The organism is Moritella sp. 24, assembly GCF_018219155.1.
GTDB lineage: Bacteria > Pseudomonadota > Gammaproteobacteria > Enterobacterales > Moritellaceae > Moritella.
In genome coordinates, this window is record NZ_CP056123.1 from 3,655,935 (window position 1) to 3,674,058 (window position 18,124).

The following is an 18,124-nucleotide window of genomic DNA, read 5'->3' on the forward strand; positions in this document are numbered from 1 at the left end:
ACTATCAAAAACGATAATATATTTAATTACCTACTTATTTTTTGTATCATGTCAGTCATTTTAAGATATGAAAGGGCCCAGTACTTGGTCATAATGAATTCGTTTAATCCCTTAACAACAGCTAAATTAAAGTTAGTTGTTGTCAGTATCACGCTCACTTTTATCTGTACGACATTCAGCGTACCGAGCTTTGCTGCGCAAGAGATAATCTTAGGCGATTACATTAAAACAGAAGTGCCTGAGACGCCTAGCGAAGTAACCCCCTCGAATACCAATATTACAGAGAATACAGACGCAATTACCACCACTGAAAACAGCCAAGAAATTATACTCGCAGATAGCTTAGGCATCGATGAGGATTGGATTTGGTTAAAATCAGGGGAGTTCTTAATTGGTAACATCGAAGATCTCTATGATGAAAAGCTCGCGTTTGACAGCGATGATCTCGGTGATTTAAAAATTAAATGGTCTGATATTAGTCGTATCAATAGCCGTCAATTATTTACGATCCGTACTGTAAATGGAGGGGTGATTACCGGCACCATCGCGCTTGAAGATGGTGTTCTCATCATCAGCAACAATCGTCAGCATAAAATTCAACAAGAAGAACTCATGACGCTGATTTCAGGTGCCGAGACAGAAGGAAATATCTGGAAAGGTAAAGTAACCTTTGGTGCTAATCTCAGTTCAGGTAATACCAATAAGCTTGAATACAATACCAATGCAGAGCTTTCTCGTCACACCACAACGTCACGTATTAAAACCTCATACACAGCCATTATCGGTGAAACGAATAATGTTCAAACAGACGAAAATCACCGTTTTTTAATGACGTATGATGTCTATAGCGACAAGGATCTCTTTTTTAGACCGATTGATTTAAGTTTATACCGCGACCCATTACAAAATGTAAGCAACCGAATAAATCTTGGTATGGGTGTGGGTTATCAATTCATTGACGATGGTGATCAAGAACTAGAGATGAACTTAGGTCCCTCTTATCTGTACACTAAATATGAGTATGCTGACGCACAATTAAACAATAGTGACTCTAGCTTAGCGGTATCCCTTACTATTGATTATGAACGAGAAATTCATGACAAAATTGACTTTGAAGTGAGTTATAAAATAACAGCAACAGAATCAGAACTCGGTGGCAATTTACAAAATACTAAATTAAATTTTGATATTGAACTTACTGATGTACTTGATTTTGATATCTCCTTTTTCTGGGACAGAGTAAATAACCCACTACAAGATATTAATGGTGATCAACTAGAAAAAAATGACTTTAGAATTGCGTTTGGCTTAGGTGTTTCTTTTAACTAATACCTTAACGAAGAATTAATACCACAAGAAAACTGTGCTAGCATAGTGCCTTTAAAGAAATAGATTAGAGACGACGATGAAAATAGGTATTATTGGTGCAATGGAGCAGGAAGTTGAGATCCTGCGTGAGCAACTAGACAACGTAACAACATTTACTCAAGCTGGTTGTGAGTATTATAGCGGGTCACTTGCTGGTCATGATGTGATTTTAAGTAAATCAGGTATTGGTAAAGTTGCAGCAGCCGTAGCAACAACACTACTACTTGAGCATTACAAACCAGATTACATCATCAACACAGGTTCTGCTGGCGGTTACGATAAAGCGCTTAAAGTTGGCGATGTTGTTATCTCAAGTGAAGTTCGTCATCACGACGTTGATTTAACTGTATTTGGTTACGAAATGGGTCAATGTGCACAGAAACCTGCTGCATTTATCCCTGATACACGTCTTGTTGAAGCGGCTAAAAAAGCAATCTCAGCAGACAGCGACATTAAAACTATCGAAGGTCTAATTTGTACTGGCGATAGCTTTATGTGTGATCCTAAGAAAGTGGAAGAAGCACGTGTTAACTTCCCTACAATGGCCGCTGTAGAAATGGAAGCAGCAGCAATTGCACAAACATGTCACCAGTTTGACGTACCATTTGTTGTTATTCGTTCATTATCTGATATCGCAGGTAAAGAATCTCCAACGTCATTTGAAGAATACCTCGTTGTTGCAGCTAAAAACTCATCAGCAATGGTAGTAAACATGTTGCACGAGTTAAAGTAACATGAATTTGGCCATGGATTGGACCAGTATGCAGTCAGTATTTATATTGCTGACTGCAATCATTATTGCACGCTTACCCTTATGCCCTCCACGCTTTCATCCAACACAGCTATTAAATATCCTCTTTAGTGCAATCGCGCATAAAGTGAATAATGCCAAGCGTAGCCATCAACAGCAATATATCGCCGGTAATCTTGCGATGATAACCATGCTCGGTTTAATACTGATCATTGCCGCCGTTATTCAGTTTATTGTCATTGAACCTATTCTATTTGAATTCGTATTATTACTGTGTTTATTACAATGGGAAAAGATTCACTTACCTGATGTGGATCTAGGCAACCTAGAAAAGCAAACAATTATCACGCAGATTCAATCGCGCACATTACGTGATTTAGACCAACTATCCTTACTCGGTTTACATAAAACCAGTATCGAAAATCTATGCCTACGTAATAGTTACCAATGGTTTGGAGTAATATTTTGGTATGCCAGTATGGGAATATGGGCTGCTATTATTTATCGGATAATCCAACTCATGGCACATAACTGGAATAGCAAACTGCCGACGAACCACCACTTCGGACGCGCTCCAGCACTCATTTTAGACTGGTTATCAACGCCAACACATCTTCTTCTTGGCTGCACGCTACGTGGCTTACAGCGCTCAACGAGCTCGCTATCAACACTGAAGACACAAGCAAATCAATGGCATCATTTTAGCAGCGGCTTTTTATTAGCAAGTTTTGCTTATAGCCTAGCAGTACAATTAGGTGGACCTCGGAAGTACCAAGGCGTAATGAACCGATTCTGTCAACTTGGTCACACCGAGAAAGTACAACGCGATGATATTCAGCGCGCCCAACAAAAATTAACCTTCGCTCTCTGTGTTTGGTTATGTTTTATCACCGCAATATATTTGCTTATCGCTATTAGCTAAATGGTTTTTTATGTCAGTCTATGCACCAATATTCGCCTTGATGGCAGCATCATTAATCACCCTCTCGTCGTCAGTAAAAGCACAATATCCACAACGTATCATATCGCTATCACCACACACGACAGAACTTATTTTTGCTGCAGGAGCAGGTGATAGACTCATCGGGGTGAGCGCCTATTCAGATTACCCTGAACAAGCAAAATCATTACCAATTGTCGCCAGTTCACAGCAAGTAAACATTGAAACCATCTTGGCATTAGAACCCGACCTCATCATTTATTGGCAACAAGGTAATTCAGCAGCAGATATCAACCAGCTAAAGAAATTTAGCATTCCGGTTTTTCCATCAAAAACTGGTGGATTGGCTGATGTGGCAACACAAATTCAAAAGCTTGGGGAAGTATTAGGTACACAGTCTATTGCCGAACCAGTCAGTGATAAATACCGTAAAGCATTAGCCCAACTGCGTGAAGAATATAAACAGAATCCAAAGCAAGATCTATTTTATCAAGTATGGTCAACGCCATTAATGACAGTTGCGAGTGACCCTTGGTTACAAGAACAATTTGAGTTATGCGGATTTAATAACGTATTCAGCGACAGTCCAGTGCCCTACCCTGTGATTAATGTTGAGCAAGTACTAGTGAAACAACCTGCAGTGATTGTAGCCGGTACCGTCAACAATAAAGACTTACAGCAATGGCAACGCTGGCAGAGTATCCCTGCGGTTAAAAGCGGAAACATATTTAGAATTGATCCCGATGTGTCTCACAGATTTTCACCCCGAGTACTGACTGGAATAAAAACACTTTGTGATATAGCACTTAAAGCGCATAAATAATGCCGTAATATATAACTTTTTGTTGCCTTAATACCGATGAATATTGCCATAATTCAAACATCTAACTACAGTTAATAGTTGTAACTTAGGTATTTCAATTTTTATTTATGGCAACTATTTATGGCGACAGTCACCACATTATTAATCGATAACAAATGAATATTTGGGCTTGGCTGTATCGTAGCTACGATATATTTTGGCGTAAGCGTATCTATTTGCTGCTGCCAGTATTGATAATGCCAATCATCGGCTTTTCCGTTGGCCGCAGTATTCCTGAAAGCTATTATTCGTATACCACGATTTTATTGCAAGAACGTAACATACTAAACCCATTTTTAGCCGAATTATCCTTACCCCTAAATATTCAATCCCGCTTTAAAACCATTAATATTCTCGCGAAACGCAAAGAAGTATTAATCGATGTAGCAAAGAAAGTGGGGCTGATTAAACTCAGTGACTCAGATGAGCAGCAACAAGAAGTCATTGATAACATAAAAGAATCATTAATACTCACACTCACCGGCACTGATTTAGTCAAAATAGAAATGAAATGGCCAGACCCACAACAATTAATCGTAATATTGAAAGTGGTCAGTGAACAATTTATTGTACGATTAACGAAGCCAAATCACGATACGGCATTAAACAGTAAAGTTTTTCTTGCTGAACAACTTAGACAGCAACACCAATTATTACTGCAAGCCGAGCAGGATCTTCTCGATTATAAATTCGAACATTCCACGACCATTGCCGAATTACATGAAGCAAGAGAATCCGCACTCATTAAAATAACTCATTCAATTAAAAGTAAAAAACAAAATTTAGCGTTACTCCAATCCAAGTTAACGCTTTTGACCAAAAGGCTAATCCTGACTAACCCAGCAGCCCAATTTCTAGATAATAAAATTACTCAGCTGGAAACATTAAGAATTCAACAACTCTCACACTATACAGACGCCCACTCTAGCGTTAAATTAATCAGTTTTCAGATCGCTCGCTTACAAGAACAAAGGCAAGAGCTACAGTCTCGTATACAAAATCAACAAGGGTTAGATATATTGTTAAATCGCATTACGCGGCTTACACGTCAAGCGTTAACAGAGCAAGTCACGCCACTGTTACTTAATGAACTTAATGATTATGAAAACTACCGAAACGACATCACAGTATTAAAACTAGAACTGGAAGTTCTGAATAAGCAATACAAGTACTTTCAAGACAACCAAGTAAAATACTCGATAGTTGAACAAAAATTACAGCAGTTGAAACGAGACTTCGCCTCAAAAAATACACTTTATTTAGATTTATTAACCCGTTATGAAATGGTGTCAATTAGCTATAACCTTGGTGAATATGAGCCTACCAGCAATGTTAAAATTATTACGCAGCCTTTCACCCCAGAGCAAAGCATAAACTTGTCTATTTCAACTTATATTTTACTCGGACTATTATTAGGCATCATACAAGGTGTCGCCATCACGATTACGCTATCTATAACGCAAGATATATTATGGGATGAAGATAAAATCCATCATGTCACCGGTTTAAACATCATTTCACGAGTTCCTTTAATCTCACCAGACTCGGGGCGATAAGTAATCTGCAATAGTGTTTTTCCCTTACCCAAGGGGTCCTCAGAAATGACGATATGAGGTATCGCCATATATTCAGGGTTATAACCCTCAAACGGCAATTTATTTTTTACCAACATAACAAAATTACCAAAGCTAATTCTTTTATATTCAGGATAATGCGAACGATAAAAATCAACCACAGCAGCAGCAGTGGCGTCAATACTATAACTCGCGAGTGGTAAGCTATCGATGTGATTAAGTTGAAGGCCTTGTGGGATAAAATTTTGCAACTCAGCGCCACCATACATAGGCAATAAATGGTCTGGACGCTGCTTGTCTATATATTTGTCCTTTTGCTTAACAACCTTATTTATCTTATTCGCTACATCAATATCGATATCATTTGTTGATACCACACTCTCACTCAGGTCTTGGTTATAAAGATCCAATAACGCCTGCTGAAACGTCTGCTTAATCACATCAAGCATCATCAAATGAGGTTTATTAGCGACAATAACATCCATTTCTTGCGCAATATTTTTAACTGCAGGTAAGCTGATGAATTGGCGGTAATTATTCACATCATGACATTGACGACAAAAATGAGTGAGTAAATCAGCGGTGGTGATCGTAATGACATCACGATCTATATAATACTCAGGGAAAATAAGTAGGGAATCAAGATTAGAACCATTATCCGAAAATAGTTCTAGGTAGTACGGTTCTGTGTTATTCGTTGCCTCACTATGGCTGAGACATAGCTGATTATTAACGACAGGTTGTGACAATATCTCATCAAGATAAATCGCTTGATATTGTAAATACGGCGACTCTAGTTTCACTAAAATAGCACAATTATTCGCTATCGCGAGTGACGGAAAAAACATCGCCATCATCACAATTTTTTTTAGTAACTGCATTTGATATCCTTATCTCGCAATTATTCCAAACATGATCAAGTTGAAGTAAAGGCTCTACTTTACTCAAATTAATATCCTTTTTAGATGGCCTAATTTAACAGTTATTTACGACAATCTTAATGATCAACATCACTAAGTTAACATTCAACAAAAATAAAGTGTCATAAATGCATTATCAACAGTTGCATCTTATGATTAATACGCTATATTTAAATCAGAAACCGAAACAGCCGACCACTTCATTGGTCAAGCAGATGTAATACATCGTATTTGGACTTTTAATGCCGGCGTGCTTGGTTTTCTCATTCTAACTTCGGGTTAGCGTTTCAGAAATAAATATGCCTTCAAAATGAAAAAAGCTCACTATTATAAAGTGAGCTTTTTTTTGTCTAAAAATAATAACTATCCCAATAAACTAGCCAGTATTACTACTGTTCAGATGTAATTAGGGCTGGTCTAATGATGATTGACCATTGTAACTAGACGTGTCGACATACCTGTTAATTCATCATTTACTTGTAATAATTCACGAATGCTTTTATTCATCGCTTGCACACTGAGTTCATTACTCTTAGTCACCGATGTGACTTGCTCACTCGCAGATAACACACCTGTAATATTGTCATTTGTATTCACGACATTCGTACTCACAGCTGAAATTTGCTCGCTCATATTAGTAACCGCATCAATAATCTCAGAAAATGTTTCAGCGTTAGTCTCTACGGCTTCATAACCGTGGTTAACATCCGATGAACTTTTTTCAATTAATAGTTTAATCTCATTGGCAGATTCAGTACTGCGTTTAGATAAGTTACGCACTTCATCGGCAACAACCGCAAAACCACGACCCAGTTCACCTGCTCTCGCCGCTTCAATTGCCGCATTTAATGCAAGTAGATTAGTTTGATTCGCGATATCAGTGATCACCATAATGGCTGTTTCAATCGCATCATTACTGTCCTTAATATCAGACATAGAAGTAATCGTTGCTGTCATCGCGATAGAGCTATTATCGGCTTGCTTTTCCGCCCGCTGAGAGTCAGTACTCACACTTTGAATAATATCGCTTGTATCGCCCACGAGTGAGGCCGTGTCTTGCAGTAATTCATTAATATGACCCGTTGCAGACACTTGTGAACCAACACCATCATCAATATCTTTCGCATATTTAGACATCTCTGTTAAATGCCTTGTTAAGTCACTCGATGTTTGCACTAACTGGGTAACCGTGTTCCCTACTTCGTCAAATAGCTGCTGTAATTCCTCACGACTTTGCTCTGCTGCATATGAGGCTGATTCAGCCGCTGCTAGCGCCGTATTATTACAATGAACCGCTTTTTTATGTAGTTTACTATTGTAATGATTAGCGAACCAAATGATCAGGGGGGGTAATAACAGAGCTGAATAGTTTTCAACTTTAACGTCTTTTTCTGACAGGACTAATTGTGGTAACTCATAACCCGTATAATCAATAATAATCATTAATGCATAAGCTGCCATCATGACCACCGACCAAAAAAAACCAGATCTCGCGTTAATTAATAAATAAGCAAAAATGGTCATTGCTGCAATCCACATAATAGAATGTGAATTTGCGCCACCTGTTTGAAACATCAAATTAGATAAGTGAATCATGCCACCAAATTGCATCACATTTCCTGCAATAATCGGACTAATTCCAAGTTTAACCAAAGTAATGCAACACAAAAAACCGAACAGCATAATCACGGATGTCATCACTAATGCACTGACTTCTAGGCTATCCCATTTCATGGCACTATAACCACCTACGATCATGCCTACGAGAGCAAAAGTAATCACCCCCATTCCTTTAATTCTATCATCGTCACTTTTTTGATCACGTAACATATATTGGTAAAAGTGGTCTGAGAATGATGACATTCATAATCCTTTATTTTAATAAAACAGAATAAATCACATACAAGCAATCTAGCATGCTTACACTATTAACTCTACATAGCTATCTCTAAAGTATTAAAAAACAAGTAATTTAACTAAAGCATAACGCCGCTGATAACAGTGTTTGTGTATAGGCATGCTGTGGTTGATTAAACACAGTTTCCGTTTCGCCTTCTTCAACAATCTTGCCTTCTTTTAGCACTATAATTCGATGGCTAACCGCCCTTACCACAGCTAAATCATGAGTGATAAAGATATAACTTAATTGATGTTTTTGTTGTAACTGGCACAATAAATCTAAAATTTGTTTCTGCACAGTTCGGTCTAATGCTGAGGTCGGTTCATCTAATATCAATACTTTTGGTTTGAGCACTAACGCACGCGCGATAGCGATACGTTGACGCTGGCCACCCGAAAACTGATGCGGATAACGAGATAATGACTCAATAGGTAAGGCTACATCCATCAAGGCTTGTTTGATCGCAATATCGATTTCAGCATCGGAGTGCTTACCTTGTACTTCTAGTCCCTCACTAATGATTTGCCGGACTGACATACGTGGGCTTAAACTACCAAACGGATCTTGAAATACAATTTGTAATGATTGACGATAATCTCGCATTGCGGTTAGGTTTAATCCTTGCAGATTAGTGCCTTCGTAATGAATATCACCTTCACTCCCAATCAACCTTAACAAACCGCGTACCAAGGTGCTTTTACCTGAACCACTTTCGCCAACAATACCCAATGTTTCACCGTGATTTAACTGCAAAGAAACACCATCAACGGCTTTTACATGATCATAAGTTCGCTGAAAAAGACCTTTCTTAAGTGGAAACCAAACTTTAAAGTCACTTACCTGTAATAACGGCTTTACCGAACTCAATACTGGTATGTCTCGTTGCGGTTCAGCGTCGAGTAAGGTTTTAGTGTAAACATGCTGAGGATCAGAGAAAATACGTTCAACACTACCCGCCTCAACGATTTCCCCTTCCTTCATCACAGCAACATCGTCAGCTAAATGTTTCACAATATTCAAATCATGCGTGATCATGAGTATCGCCATACCTAACTTTGCCTGCAATGACTTTAATAATTCTAAAATTTGTAATTGCACCGTCACATCAAGCGCAGTTGTAGGCTCATCTGCAATCAATAAATCAGGTTTATTGGCTAACGCCATAGCAATCATCACACGCTGACGCTGACCACCGGACAATTCATGGGGATAAGAGCCTAAACGTGTTTTCGGCTCAGGGATTGCAACCAGCTCTAATAATTCCAAACAACGTGACTGCGCTGCTTTTTTATTTAAGCCTTGATGTAAAAAAAGGATTTCTGATATTTGTTTTTCAATCGTATGCAGTGGGTTAAGTGACGTCATTGGTTCTTGGAATATGATACTTGCCGTATTACCACGTAATGACTGCATCACGGCACGCTCTTTACCAATGACTTCCTTACCTAATAACTTAATACTACCCGATGGATAATTTGCCGCAGGAAAAGGCAACAATTGCAAAATAGATAATGCAGTGACCGACTTACCAGAACCACTTTCACCAACCAGTGCAAACGTTTTACCTTTTTCAATGCTAAAGGAAACGTGCTTAACCACCGATTCTTGGCCAAAGTTCACCGATAGATCATCGACTTCAAGTACCCTTTCGTTAACGTGACTCATGATACTCCCTTACGAGGATCAAACGCATCACGCGCAGCCTCACCAATAAAGACTAATAACACCAAGATCACCGCCATCGATACAAATGCCGTAATCCCTAGCCAGGGGGCTTGTAAGTTATTTTTACCTTGCTTAATTAATTCACCCAAAGACGGTGAGCCAACTTCAAGACCAAAACCCAAAAAATCCAAGGAGGTTAACGTGGTTAATGCGCCAGTAAAAATAAACGGTAAGAAAGTCATCGTCGCTACCATCGCATTAGGTAAAATATGCTTAAACATAATGGCGCGATGAGATTGTCCCAACGCCTTCGCTGCAATGACATATTCTAAATGACGGCCACGTAAAAACTCAGCTCGAACGACATCAACCAAGGCCATCCAACTAAATAGCAACATAATACCCAGCAACCACCAAAAGTTAGGCTGGACTAAGCTGGCTAAAATAATGAGTAAAAACAGCATAGGCAAACCAGACCATATTTCAATAAACCGCTGACCATACAAATCAATTCGACCACCGAAATAACCTTGAGTGGCACCGACGGCTACACCAATAACCGAACTAAATAAGGTTAAGGTGATAGCAAATAATACCGAAATACGGAAGCCATAAATAAGGCGCGCTAATACATCACGACTTTGATCATCCGTACCTAACCAGTTTTCGCTGTCCGGTGCAGATGGCGCAGGAACGGTTAAATTATAATTAAACGTATGGTAACTAAAGGGGATCAAGGGCCACCATATATCACCCTGCTCTAAAATAATTTCCTGAATATATTCATCACGATAATCAGCTGGAATATCGAGGTCACCACCAAATGTTAATTCACTATAGTCATTTAAAATAGGTAAGTAATAACTCTCGTTGTAACGCACTAATAATGGTTTATCGTTCGCTATTATTTCTGCAAACAAACTAAATAAAAATAATCCTGTGAATAGCCATAACGACCAGTAGCCCCGTTTATTGTGCTTAAAGGTTTGCCAACGATTTAAGTTCATTGGGTTTTGTTTTATACGGTGCCAAGTTGCAGTCCAGCCCATTATGTTTGCGCCTCAAAATTAATGCGAGGGTCAATCAGCATATAGGTAACATCGCTGATTAATTTAATAATTAATCCCATCAAGGTAAAGACATATAAGGTGCCAAAAACAACCGGATAATCTCGATTAATTACCGATTCAAAACCGAGTAAACCAAGTCCGTCTAACGAAAATATAATCTCAATCATCAGTGAACCAGTAAAGAAAATACTGATAAGCGCCGCTGGTAATCCAGCAATCACTAACAGCATCGCATTACGAAATACATGCCCGTATAGCACTTGGTTTTCAGTCAATCCTTTCGCTCTTGCCGTGATCACATATTGTTTATTGATTTCATCTAAAAAAGTATTTTTAGTCAGTAGCGTTAATGTTGCAAAACTACTGATTACAGAGGCGATGATCGGTAAGGTTAAATGCCAGAAATAATCTTTGATTTGTTCGAATGTACTTAATTCATCGAAGTTAGCAGAAGTCAGTCCACGCAATGGAAACCAGTCAAAGTAACTGCCGCCAGCAAAGACCACAATCAGTAATAGCGCAAACAAAAAGTTAGGGATAGCAAAACCAATAACGACTGCACTTGAACTCCATATATCGAATGAAGAACCATGTGAAATAGCCTTTTTAATCCCAAGTGGAATCGAGATGAGATACACTAAAATCGTAGTCCATAACCCGAGTGACACTGATACCGGTAATTTATCTAACACCAAATCGATCACAGTGCTATCACGGAAAAAACTATCGCCAAAATCAAATTGTAAATAGCTTTTAAGCATCAACCAATAGCGTTCATGCAAGGGTTTATCAAATCCATATAACCGTTCTAATTCTTTAATATAATCAGGATCAATACCTTGTGCGCCACGGTATGAAGAATTACCATCATTGTTTAGATTAACTTCTACTTCACCTTGACTATTACCATCAAAACGGCTGGTTGCCGAAGCTTCAATACCTTGTAATTTAGCTAAAGACTGCTCAACAGGCCCACCTGGCGCGGCTTGAATAATGATAAAGTTAAGCGTAATAATACCCAATAACGTCGGGATCATTAGCAAGCAACGACGCAGTATATAACTCCACATTTAGCTAATTTCCTTCCCTATTAACACCAGTACTCTCCCACCAACTATCAATGGCTAAACCATATTGAGGTAGTTTTTCTGGTCGCTGAATTTGCTGCCAATAAGCAACACGATAGCTGCTGATATGCCATTGTGGGATCACTAAATTTTTCCATAATAAAACACGATCAAGTGCCTTAGTCGCAGTAACCAAACTATCGCGATCTTTCGCATTAATGACTTGCTTCACTAACGAATCAACCACAGGATCTTGTAAGCCAATACGGTTACGTGTACCAGGTATATTAGAAAATTCACTTCCCCACATACTGAGTTGCTCATTACCCGGCGATAAACTTTGTGCTTGTATTAGGCTGTAAACATCAAAATCAAAGTTATTCAGCCTGTTCATATACTGTGATACATCAACAATACGGATCTCAGAAGCGACACCGATACGCTGTAAGTTTTTACGAAATGGCTGAATAACACGTTCAAATGACGGGCTATAAACCAAAAATTCGATACTTAATTGCTTGCCGTTCGCATCCACCATTTTGCCTGATTTTAACGTCCACCCCGCTTGCTTTAACAAACCAATCGCCTGACGCTGCTGTTTACGTACACGACCATCACCTTTAGTTTTATCCAGCGTATAAGGCGTGGTGAAAAGTGCAGGCGGTAATTGTGATTTAAATGGTGTCAGTAGTGCCAGTTCATCACCTTGTGGTGTTCCTGTCGCGGCAAGTTCTGAATTGCTAAAGAAACTTTCTGAACGCTTATATGCTCCATAAAATAATGTTTTATTAGTCCATTCAAAATCAAACATTAAACTCAGCGCTTTACGTACATTGGGATCTTTAAATTTGTCTTTGCGTAAATTGAACCAAAACGCCTGCATTCCTTGCGGGTTTTGATGTTGGATCTCTTCTTTGATGATACGACCAGAAGTGAATTGTTTGCCAACGTAGCCAGTAGCCCATTGTTTAGAAATATTCTCAGCTCTAAAATCAACATCGCCAGCTTTAAAGGCTTCAAACGCGATACTGCCATCTTTATAATAATCAAAAATTATATGTTTGAAGTTATAGCGGCCACGATTTACGGGTAAGTCTTTTGCCCAATAATCATCGTTACGCTGATACTCAATACTACGGCCAGCATCGAATTTTTTGATCGTATACGGCCCCGAGCCCAACGGTATATTCAATGATGCTTTAGCAAAATCTTTGCCTTGCCAGTCTTGTTCAGAAAACACGGGTAACTGCGCTAATATCAACGCCAGTTCTTTATTTTTATTATCTTTAAAATTAAATTTAATCACTGATGTACTTTCAATATCAACGCTCGTGACATCTTTGTATTGCGCGCGTAATTGCGGTACACCTTTTTCCATCAATACATCAAAAGTAAATTTAACATCCGCAGCCGTTAACGCACTACCATCAGAAAATTTAGCCTTTGGATTTAAATGAAAACGTACCCAACTGCGATCATCTGGCACTTCGATATATTCAGCAACTAGGCCATATAACGTAAATGCTTCATCACTGCTTTGCTGCATTAAGGTATCAAATAAATAGCCTGTACCCGATGCAGATACCCCCTTAACAATATAACCATTGAAGTTATCAAAGCTGCCCATTGCAGCCCGACGCAATGTCCCCTCACGAGGCGCATTTAAATTAACATAGTCGAAATGGGTAAAATCATTGCGATATGCTGGTTCGCCATGCATCGCGATTGCAGGATATAAAGGCGCACTTGTCGCAACCGTATCAGCAGTGGCAGTATGGGAGGATAATAAAGATGTAAGAAATAATAATGCAGCACTAAGAGGTTTATTCATGGCTGGGTTCCTTTGGCCGATGAAGTTAGTCATTTTATCTAGTTACTAAAAATAATAGCATTTAACTGTAATTTACAAGGATATAGATACTAAAGAGACGAAAATGTTCATCTTATATCCTTATTTATTACATTGTGGTTATAACTGACCAGATTATAAATAGCGCAGACTATCCTTGTTGGCGCTTAACGTAAAGTACGAGATTATCATTAGATAATGGTTTACTGGCATAGAATCCCTGATAAAAACTACAGTCCTGTCGTTGTAAAAACTCCAACTGCTGGCGGCTTTCAACCCCTTCAGCGGTGACATTAAAGCCCATGTGTTTTGCCATTGCTAATACCGCTTCAACAATCGCCATATCAGACACGTTATAAGGAATATCTTGAATAAATGAGCGGTCAATCTTCAATTCATTCGCCGGTAAACGTTTTAAATAACTGAGCGATGAATAACCTGATCCAAAATCATCAACAGCAAAACTAACCCCTATATTTTTCAAGTCAGTCATTTTCCTAATCGCATCTTCTGCATGCTCAATCACGACAGATTCAGTAATTTCTAAATTTAATTGCATCGGGTCCATACCGGTATCATCTAATACCATGAGTACTGAATCGACAAAGTTATCATCATGAAACTGACGTGTACTCACATTCACCGATATTTGCGGCACACAAATACCTTGAGACTGCCATTCAACAAATTGACGACACGCTGCTTGTAGTACCCATATACCAATATCGATAATTAAATCTGTTTCTTCCGCGATAGGGATGAACTCCGCAGGAGAGATCAGTTGTTTTCCGCCTAAATGCCAACGCAATAACGCTTCAACACCAATAATCTCATTACTGTTCACCATATGCTGAGGTTGGTAATGTAAAAACAATTCATTTTTCGCAATGGCACTCTTTAGACAATTGTAAATGTGCAGACGCTTATCAGCCTTGCGCTGCATCTTCACATTAAAGAATGATACTTTTTTACGACCATTGGATTTAGCTTGATACATTGCCGTATCAGCTTGTTTTAATAAATCGACAGCTTGCTGGTTTTTACTGGGAAATAGGGTTACACCGATACTGGCTCCGATATGTAACGCCTGTCCCTTGTATGAATAAGGCTCTGAAATACGTTCGATTAATCGCTCGGCGAATAAGTTAGCGTGTTGCTCTGCGTGCATTGGGTTTTCTGATAAGTCAGGTAACAAAATAACAAATTCATCACCGCCTAAACGAGAAATAAAATCTTGTTCACGTTGTATTTCTCTTAATCGCTGCGCAACTTCGACCAATATGGCATCACCAACCGCATGCCCAAGTGAGTCATTAATCGCTTTAAAATAATCAAGATCAATAAATAAAAGCGCACCAACAACCTCTGTATTTGTTGCTAGTTCATATTGCGTTTCAATTTTTTGGTTCAGTAAACGTCGATTAGCTAATCCTGTTAACACATCAAAAAATGCCAAACTATGAAATTGTTCTTGTGATTCACTTGCTTTAGTCACCGATAATGCACACTGAAATTCGTTATCCAGCAAACGTAAATTACGCTGAACTAAGCTTGCAATAGCGTGACAAAAAGAAATGACATGAGACGATGTAATATCATTTTTAAGCATGTCGTAAAAATTAATCACGCCAATAAATTTATCACCTTTAAATAAGGGAATAATTAATGTTACATGACTTTCTTTATTATTTTCACCTGCCGATTTAAAAATGCAATCACCTGAATTTAAACGAGATAACTCAATATCACTAAAATTAGCGCTTGCTTCTATCGTCGATATATACTGTGGTAATAACTGCACTACATCAGTCAATGAACCACTAAATAAATTAATATTTACAGTGGCAATATTTAATGCGTGTTGGGTTTTATTGATGAGATTTTCGAGAAATAAAATAAACTCATTACTGTCATGCCAATCAATAACGCTCAGTTGTAATAATACACGATCAAGGTGTGTCGCATTCGTAGCAGGTTCATCTTGTGGAGTCGTTATATTACACATGTTAGTCATATTATTAGCGTCAGCAATTATTTAGTTTTAATAAAAACAGCTAAGCATAATGCCTAAGCATCAGCTAGAAGACAACGAATTTAATGTAAATGCTTATAAATGTTTAATGCGTCACACTTTTAAGTGCTTTAAAAAACTAAATCATCAAATGTGATACAGATCACTTTATTTTAACCTGAAAGTCGTATTCTGAAGTTGAACCAATAAAGGGTAAACACAAGGAGATGTCTATGACATTTGAAATAACCAGTAAAGAAATTAAAGTTACGGCTCCTATGCGCGAAAAGCTCGCGATGAAGTACGCTAAGTTAGAGCGCTTCAACATTCCGATGATTAATCCGCATGTAACTATCACGAAAGATAAGAACTGCGTTAAAAAAATTGAAGCTAGCATTCATCTACCACAAGGCCAACTATTAGCAGTTTCTGAAGGAGAAGATCTTTACGCTGCAATTACTATTTTAGGCCAAAAACTAGAGCGTCAATTAAATAAATACAGCGACAAGCATTCAGAGCATCGCAGTGGTAAAGAACAATGTCGAGCAGGTGTTATTAGTGGTGAAGAACTACCTGTCGAAAAGATTTCTGACGAAGAATTAGAACTCGCAGAGTATTAATCGAAAAGACTAAAATCTTCTGATTCCCAACTTTATATGGGAACAACAAATAAGCGCAGCATAGGACTGCGCTTTTTTATTTCCGCAGTTTGCCTCTGACACCTTGACTTTGCCCCCCTAGATAAATAAATTAAACAATCAATTATAAATAAATGTGCATCATTAGGCATATATAACTAAATAACCTTATAGAGTACGCACAAGGATCCTATTTCATGGCAGACCTCAACGATATTAGAACTCGTATCACCACGCTTGATAGTAATTTATTAAAGCTACTATCCGAACGCAGAGACTTAGCCATCGAAGTGGCAAAGAGTAAGCAATCGACGAGTAAACCTGTACGCGATCAAGATCGTGAGCAACAATTATTAGTGCGTTTAATTAATCAGGGTCGTGAACTTGGTCTTGATAGTAATTACATCATGAATATTTACCATTCGATTCTTGAAGATTCAGTATTATTACAGCAAGCTTTTTTACAACAAATCAAAAATCCAAATGCCGCAGTACCTGTTGCGCGTGTCGCTTTCTTAGGTGATAAGGGCTCTTATTCAAACCTTGCTTGTAAAAAATACTTCGCTCGCCAAGATGATAGTTTAGTAGAACTAGGCTTCCCTACATTCCAACAGATCATTAAAGCTGTAGAAAAAGGTCAAGCTGACTACGGTATGCTACCGATTGAAAATACTTCTTCTGGCAGCATTAATGACGTTTATGACCTACTACAACATACAAGCTTATCAATTGTGGGTGAACTGACGCAGCCAATTGAGCATAGTTTAATCACAACATGTGATACTGACTTATCAAAAATTGAAACGATCTACGCTCATCCGCAACCTTTTGCACAATGCTCACTGTTTTTAAGTGCGCACCCACACATTAAAATTGAATTTGTAGACAGTTCATCAGCTGCAATGGCAAAAGTAAAAGAACTGAACACTGAAACTGTCGCTGCAATAGGCAGTATAACAGGCGGTGAATTATACGGTTTGACTCCAATCCGTACTGGCCTAGCAAATCAAACTGAAAACTACAGTCGCTTTATTGTTGTCGCACGTAAACCTGTCGATGTTGCGGTTCAAATCCCGTCTAAAACAACATTTATCATGTCTACTGGTCAACAAGCGGGTTGTTTAGTTGAAGCATTATTAGTATTACGCGAACAAGGCGTTAATATGACGAAATTAGAATCACGCCCTATCCAAGGTAACCCTTGGGAAGAAATGTTCTATATTGATGTTGCAGCTAACTTACAATCAGAAAAAATGCAGACGGTCATTAAACAGTTAACACGCATTACCAACCAACTAAAAGTATTGGGCTGTTATCCAAGTGAAGATGTTGCTGCGACTGATGTACCAGAAGAGTTACTTTAATTTATAAGAAACGTTATTTTATAAAGAAGCTGTCTTATAAAAATAGCGTTATGAATAAAGCGATTGAATAAATAGCATAATGAAACAGCAGATATAAAAAAGAGCATCATCGAGATGCTCTTTTTATTTTCAACACCGAACTTTT

The 18,124-nt window shown here is 38.4% G+C and carries 14 protein-coding genes; 7 read left to right on the forward strand and 7 right to left on the reverse strand.

Annotation, left to right across the window (positions count from 1 at the left end; genetic code table 11):
- Positions 1-93: 93 nt before the first annotated feature.
- The 5 genes from HWV00_RS16260 to HWV00_RS16280 all read left to right on the forward strand — a co-directional run bounded on the left by HWV00_RS16260 (position 94) and on the right by HWV00_RS16280 (position 5,477).
- Positions 94-1,329 carry a YdiY family protein gene (locus tag HWV00_RS16260; RefSeq protein WP_211682986.1) on the forward strand — a complete coding sequence of 412 codons (1,236 nt, stop codon included), beginning with the start codon at positions 94-96 and terminating at the stop codon, positions 1,327-1,329.
- Positions 1,330-1,405: 76 nt separating this feature from the next.
- Positions 1,406-2,101, forward strand: coding sequence for a 5'-methylthioadenosine/S-adenosylhomocysteine nucleosidase (gene mtnN / locus HWV00_RS16265; RefSeq protein ID WP_211682988.1), 696 nt, complete (start codon positions 1,406-1,408; stop codon positions 2,099-2,101).
- 28 nt (positions 2,102-2,129) lie between these two features.
- Complete coding sequence (locus HWV00_RS16270; protein WP_255554686.1) at positions 2,130-3,041, forward strand: cobalamin biosynthesis protein; 912 nt, start codon at positions 2,130-2,132, stop codon at positions 3,039-3,041.
- Positions 3,042-3,051: 10 nt separating this feature from the next.
- Entirely contained in the window at positions 3,052-3,882 is an 831-nt protein-coding gene (locus tag HWV00_RS16275) for a cobalamin-binding protein (protein ID WP_211682991.1), read from the forward strand.
- Positions 3,883-4,037: 155 nt separating this feature from the next.
- On the forward strand, positions 4,038-5,477 hold the full coding sequence (locus tag HWV00_RS16280; protein WP_211682993.1) for a polysaccharide export protein: 1,440 nt from the start codon (positions 4,038-4,040) through the stop codon (positions 5,475-5,477).
- On the opposite strand, the gene HWV00_RS16285 is transcribed toward HWV00_RS16280, so the two are convergent.
- The 7 genes from HWV00_RS16285 to HWV00_RS16315 form a co-directional block, all read right to left on the reverse strand.
- Positions 5,414-6,376: a hypothetical protein gene (locus HWV00_RS16285; RefSeq protein WP_211682996.1), complete on the reverse strand. Its 963-nt coding sequence runs from the start codon at positions 6,374-6,376 to the stop codon at positions 5,414-5,416. The two genes, HWV00_RS16280 and HWV00_RS16285, sit on opposite strands and share 64 nt — an antisense overlap.
- Before the next feature lie 456 nt (positions 6,377-6,832).
- The gene (locus tag HWV00_RS16290) at positions 6,833-8,278 is read right to left on the reverse strand and encodes a methyl-accepting chemotaxis protein (protein WP_211682997.1); all 1,446 of its coding nucleotides are present in this window, start codon (positions 8,276-8,278) and stop codon (positions 6,833-6,835) included.
- Positions 8,279-8,387: 109 nt separating this feature from the next.
- Positions 8,388-9,980: an ABC transporter ATP-binding protein gene (locus HWV00_RS16295; protein ID WP_211682999.1), complete on the reverse strand. Its 1,593-nt coding sequence runs from the start codon at positions 9,978-9,980 to the stop codon at positions 8,388-8,390.
- The gene (locus HWV00_RS16300; RefSeq protein ID WP_304610863.1) at positions 9,977-11,002 is read right to left on the reverse strand and encodes an ABC transporter permease; all 1,026 of its coding nucleotides are present in this window, start codon (positions 11,000-11,002) and stop codon (positions 9,977-9,979) included. The genes HWV00_RS16295 and HWV00_RS16300 overlap by 4 nt, the downstream gene beginning before the upstream one ends.
- Positions 11,003-11,028: 26 nt before the next feature.
- Entirely contained in the window at positions 11,029-12,120 is a 1,092-nt protein-coding gene (locus tag HWV00_RS16305) for a microcin C ABC transporter permease YejB (protein ID WP_211683003.1), read from the reverse strand.
- 4 nt (positions 12,121-12,124) lie between these two features.
- On the reverse strand, positions 12,125-13,948 hold the full coding sequence (locus HWV00_RS16310) for an extracellular solute-binding protein (RefSeq protein WP_211683005.1): 1,824 nt from the start codon (positions 13,946-13,948) through the stop codon (positions 12,125-12,127).
- A gap of 169 nt (positions 13,949-14,117) precedes the next feature.
- Positions 14,118-15,971, reverse strand: a complete 1,854-nt coding sequence (locus HWV00_RS16315) for a bifunctional diguanylate cyclase/phosphodiesterase (protein ID WP_255554691.1) — start codon at positions 15,969-15,971, stop codon at positions 14,118-14,120.
- A gap of 239 nt (positions 15,972-16,210) precedes the next feature.
- On the opposite strand from HWV00_RS16315, the gene hpf reads away from it, so the two are divergent.
- Positions 16,211-16,597 carry a ribosome hibernation-promoting factor, HPF/YfiA family gene (hpf, locus tag HWV00_RS16320; RefSeq protein ID WP_211683009.1) on the forward strand — a complete coding sequence of 129 codons (387 nt, stop codon included), beginning with the start codon at positions 16,211-16,213 and terminating at the stop codon, positions 16,595-16,597.
- 215 nt (positions 16,598-16,812) lie between these two features.
- Positions 16,813-17,979: a prephenate dehydratase gene (pheA, locus tag HWV00_RS16325; protein ID WP_211683011.1), complete on the forward strand. Its 1,167-nt coding sequence runs from the start codon at positions 16,813-16,815 to the stop codon at positions 17,977-17,979.
- The last annotated feature ends 145 nt before the right edge of the window (positions 17,980-18,124 follow it).

Coding starts and splice junctions, on each gene's coding strand:
- HWV00_RS16260 (WP_211682986.1), top strand. CDS start 94: ATGAATTCGTTTAATCCCTTAACAACAGCTAAATTAAAGTTAGTTGTT.
- mtnN (WP_211682988.1), top strand. CDS start 1,406: ATGAAAATAGGTATTATTGGTGCAATGGAGCAGGAAGTTGAGATCCTG.
- HWV00_RS16270 (WP_255554686.1), top strand. CDS start 2,130: ATGCAGTCAGTATTTATATTGCTGACTGCAATCATTATTGCACGCTTA.
- HWV00_RS16275 (WP_211682991.1), top strand. CDS start 3,052: ATGTCAGTCTATGCACCAATATTCGCCTTGATGGCAGCATCATTAATC.
- HWV00_RS16280 (WP_211682993.1), top strand. CDS start 4,038: ATGAATATTTGGGCTTGGCTGTATCGTAGCTACGATATATTTTGGCGT.
- HWV00_RS16285 (WP_211682996.1), bottom strand. CDS start 6,376: ATGCAGTTACTAAAAAAAATTGTGATGATGGCGATGTTTTTTCCGTCA.
- HWV00_RS16290 (WP_211682997.1), bottom strand. CDS start 8,278: ATGTCATCATTCTCAGACCACTTTTACCAATATATGTTACGTGATCAA.
- HWV00_RS16295 (WP_211682999.1), bottom strand. CDS start 9,980: ATGAGTCACGTTAACGAAAGGGTACTTGAAGTCGATGATCTATCGGTG.
- HWV00_RS16305 (WP_211683003.1), bottom strand. CDS start 12,120: ATGTGGAGTTATATACTGCGTCGTTGCTTGCTAATGATCCCGACGTTA.
- HWV00_RS16310 (WP_211683005.1), bottom strand. CDS start 13,948: ATGAATAAACCTCTTAGTGCTGCATTATTATTTCTTACATCTTTATTA.
- HWV00_RS16315 (WP_255554691.1), bottom strand. CDS start 15,971: ATGTGTAATATAACGACTCCACAAGATGAACCTGCTACGAATGCGACA.
- hpf (WP_211683009.1), top strand. CDS start 16,211: ATGACATTTGAAATAACCAGTAAAGAAATTAAAGTTACGGCTCCTATG.
- pheA (WP_211683011.1), top strand. CDS start 16,813: ATGGCAGACCTCAACGATATTAGAACTCGTATCACCACGCTTGATAGT.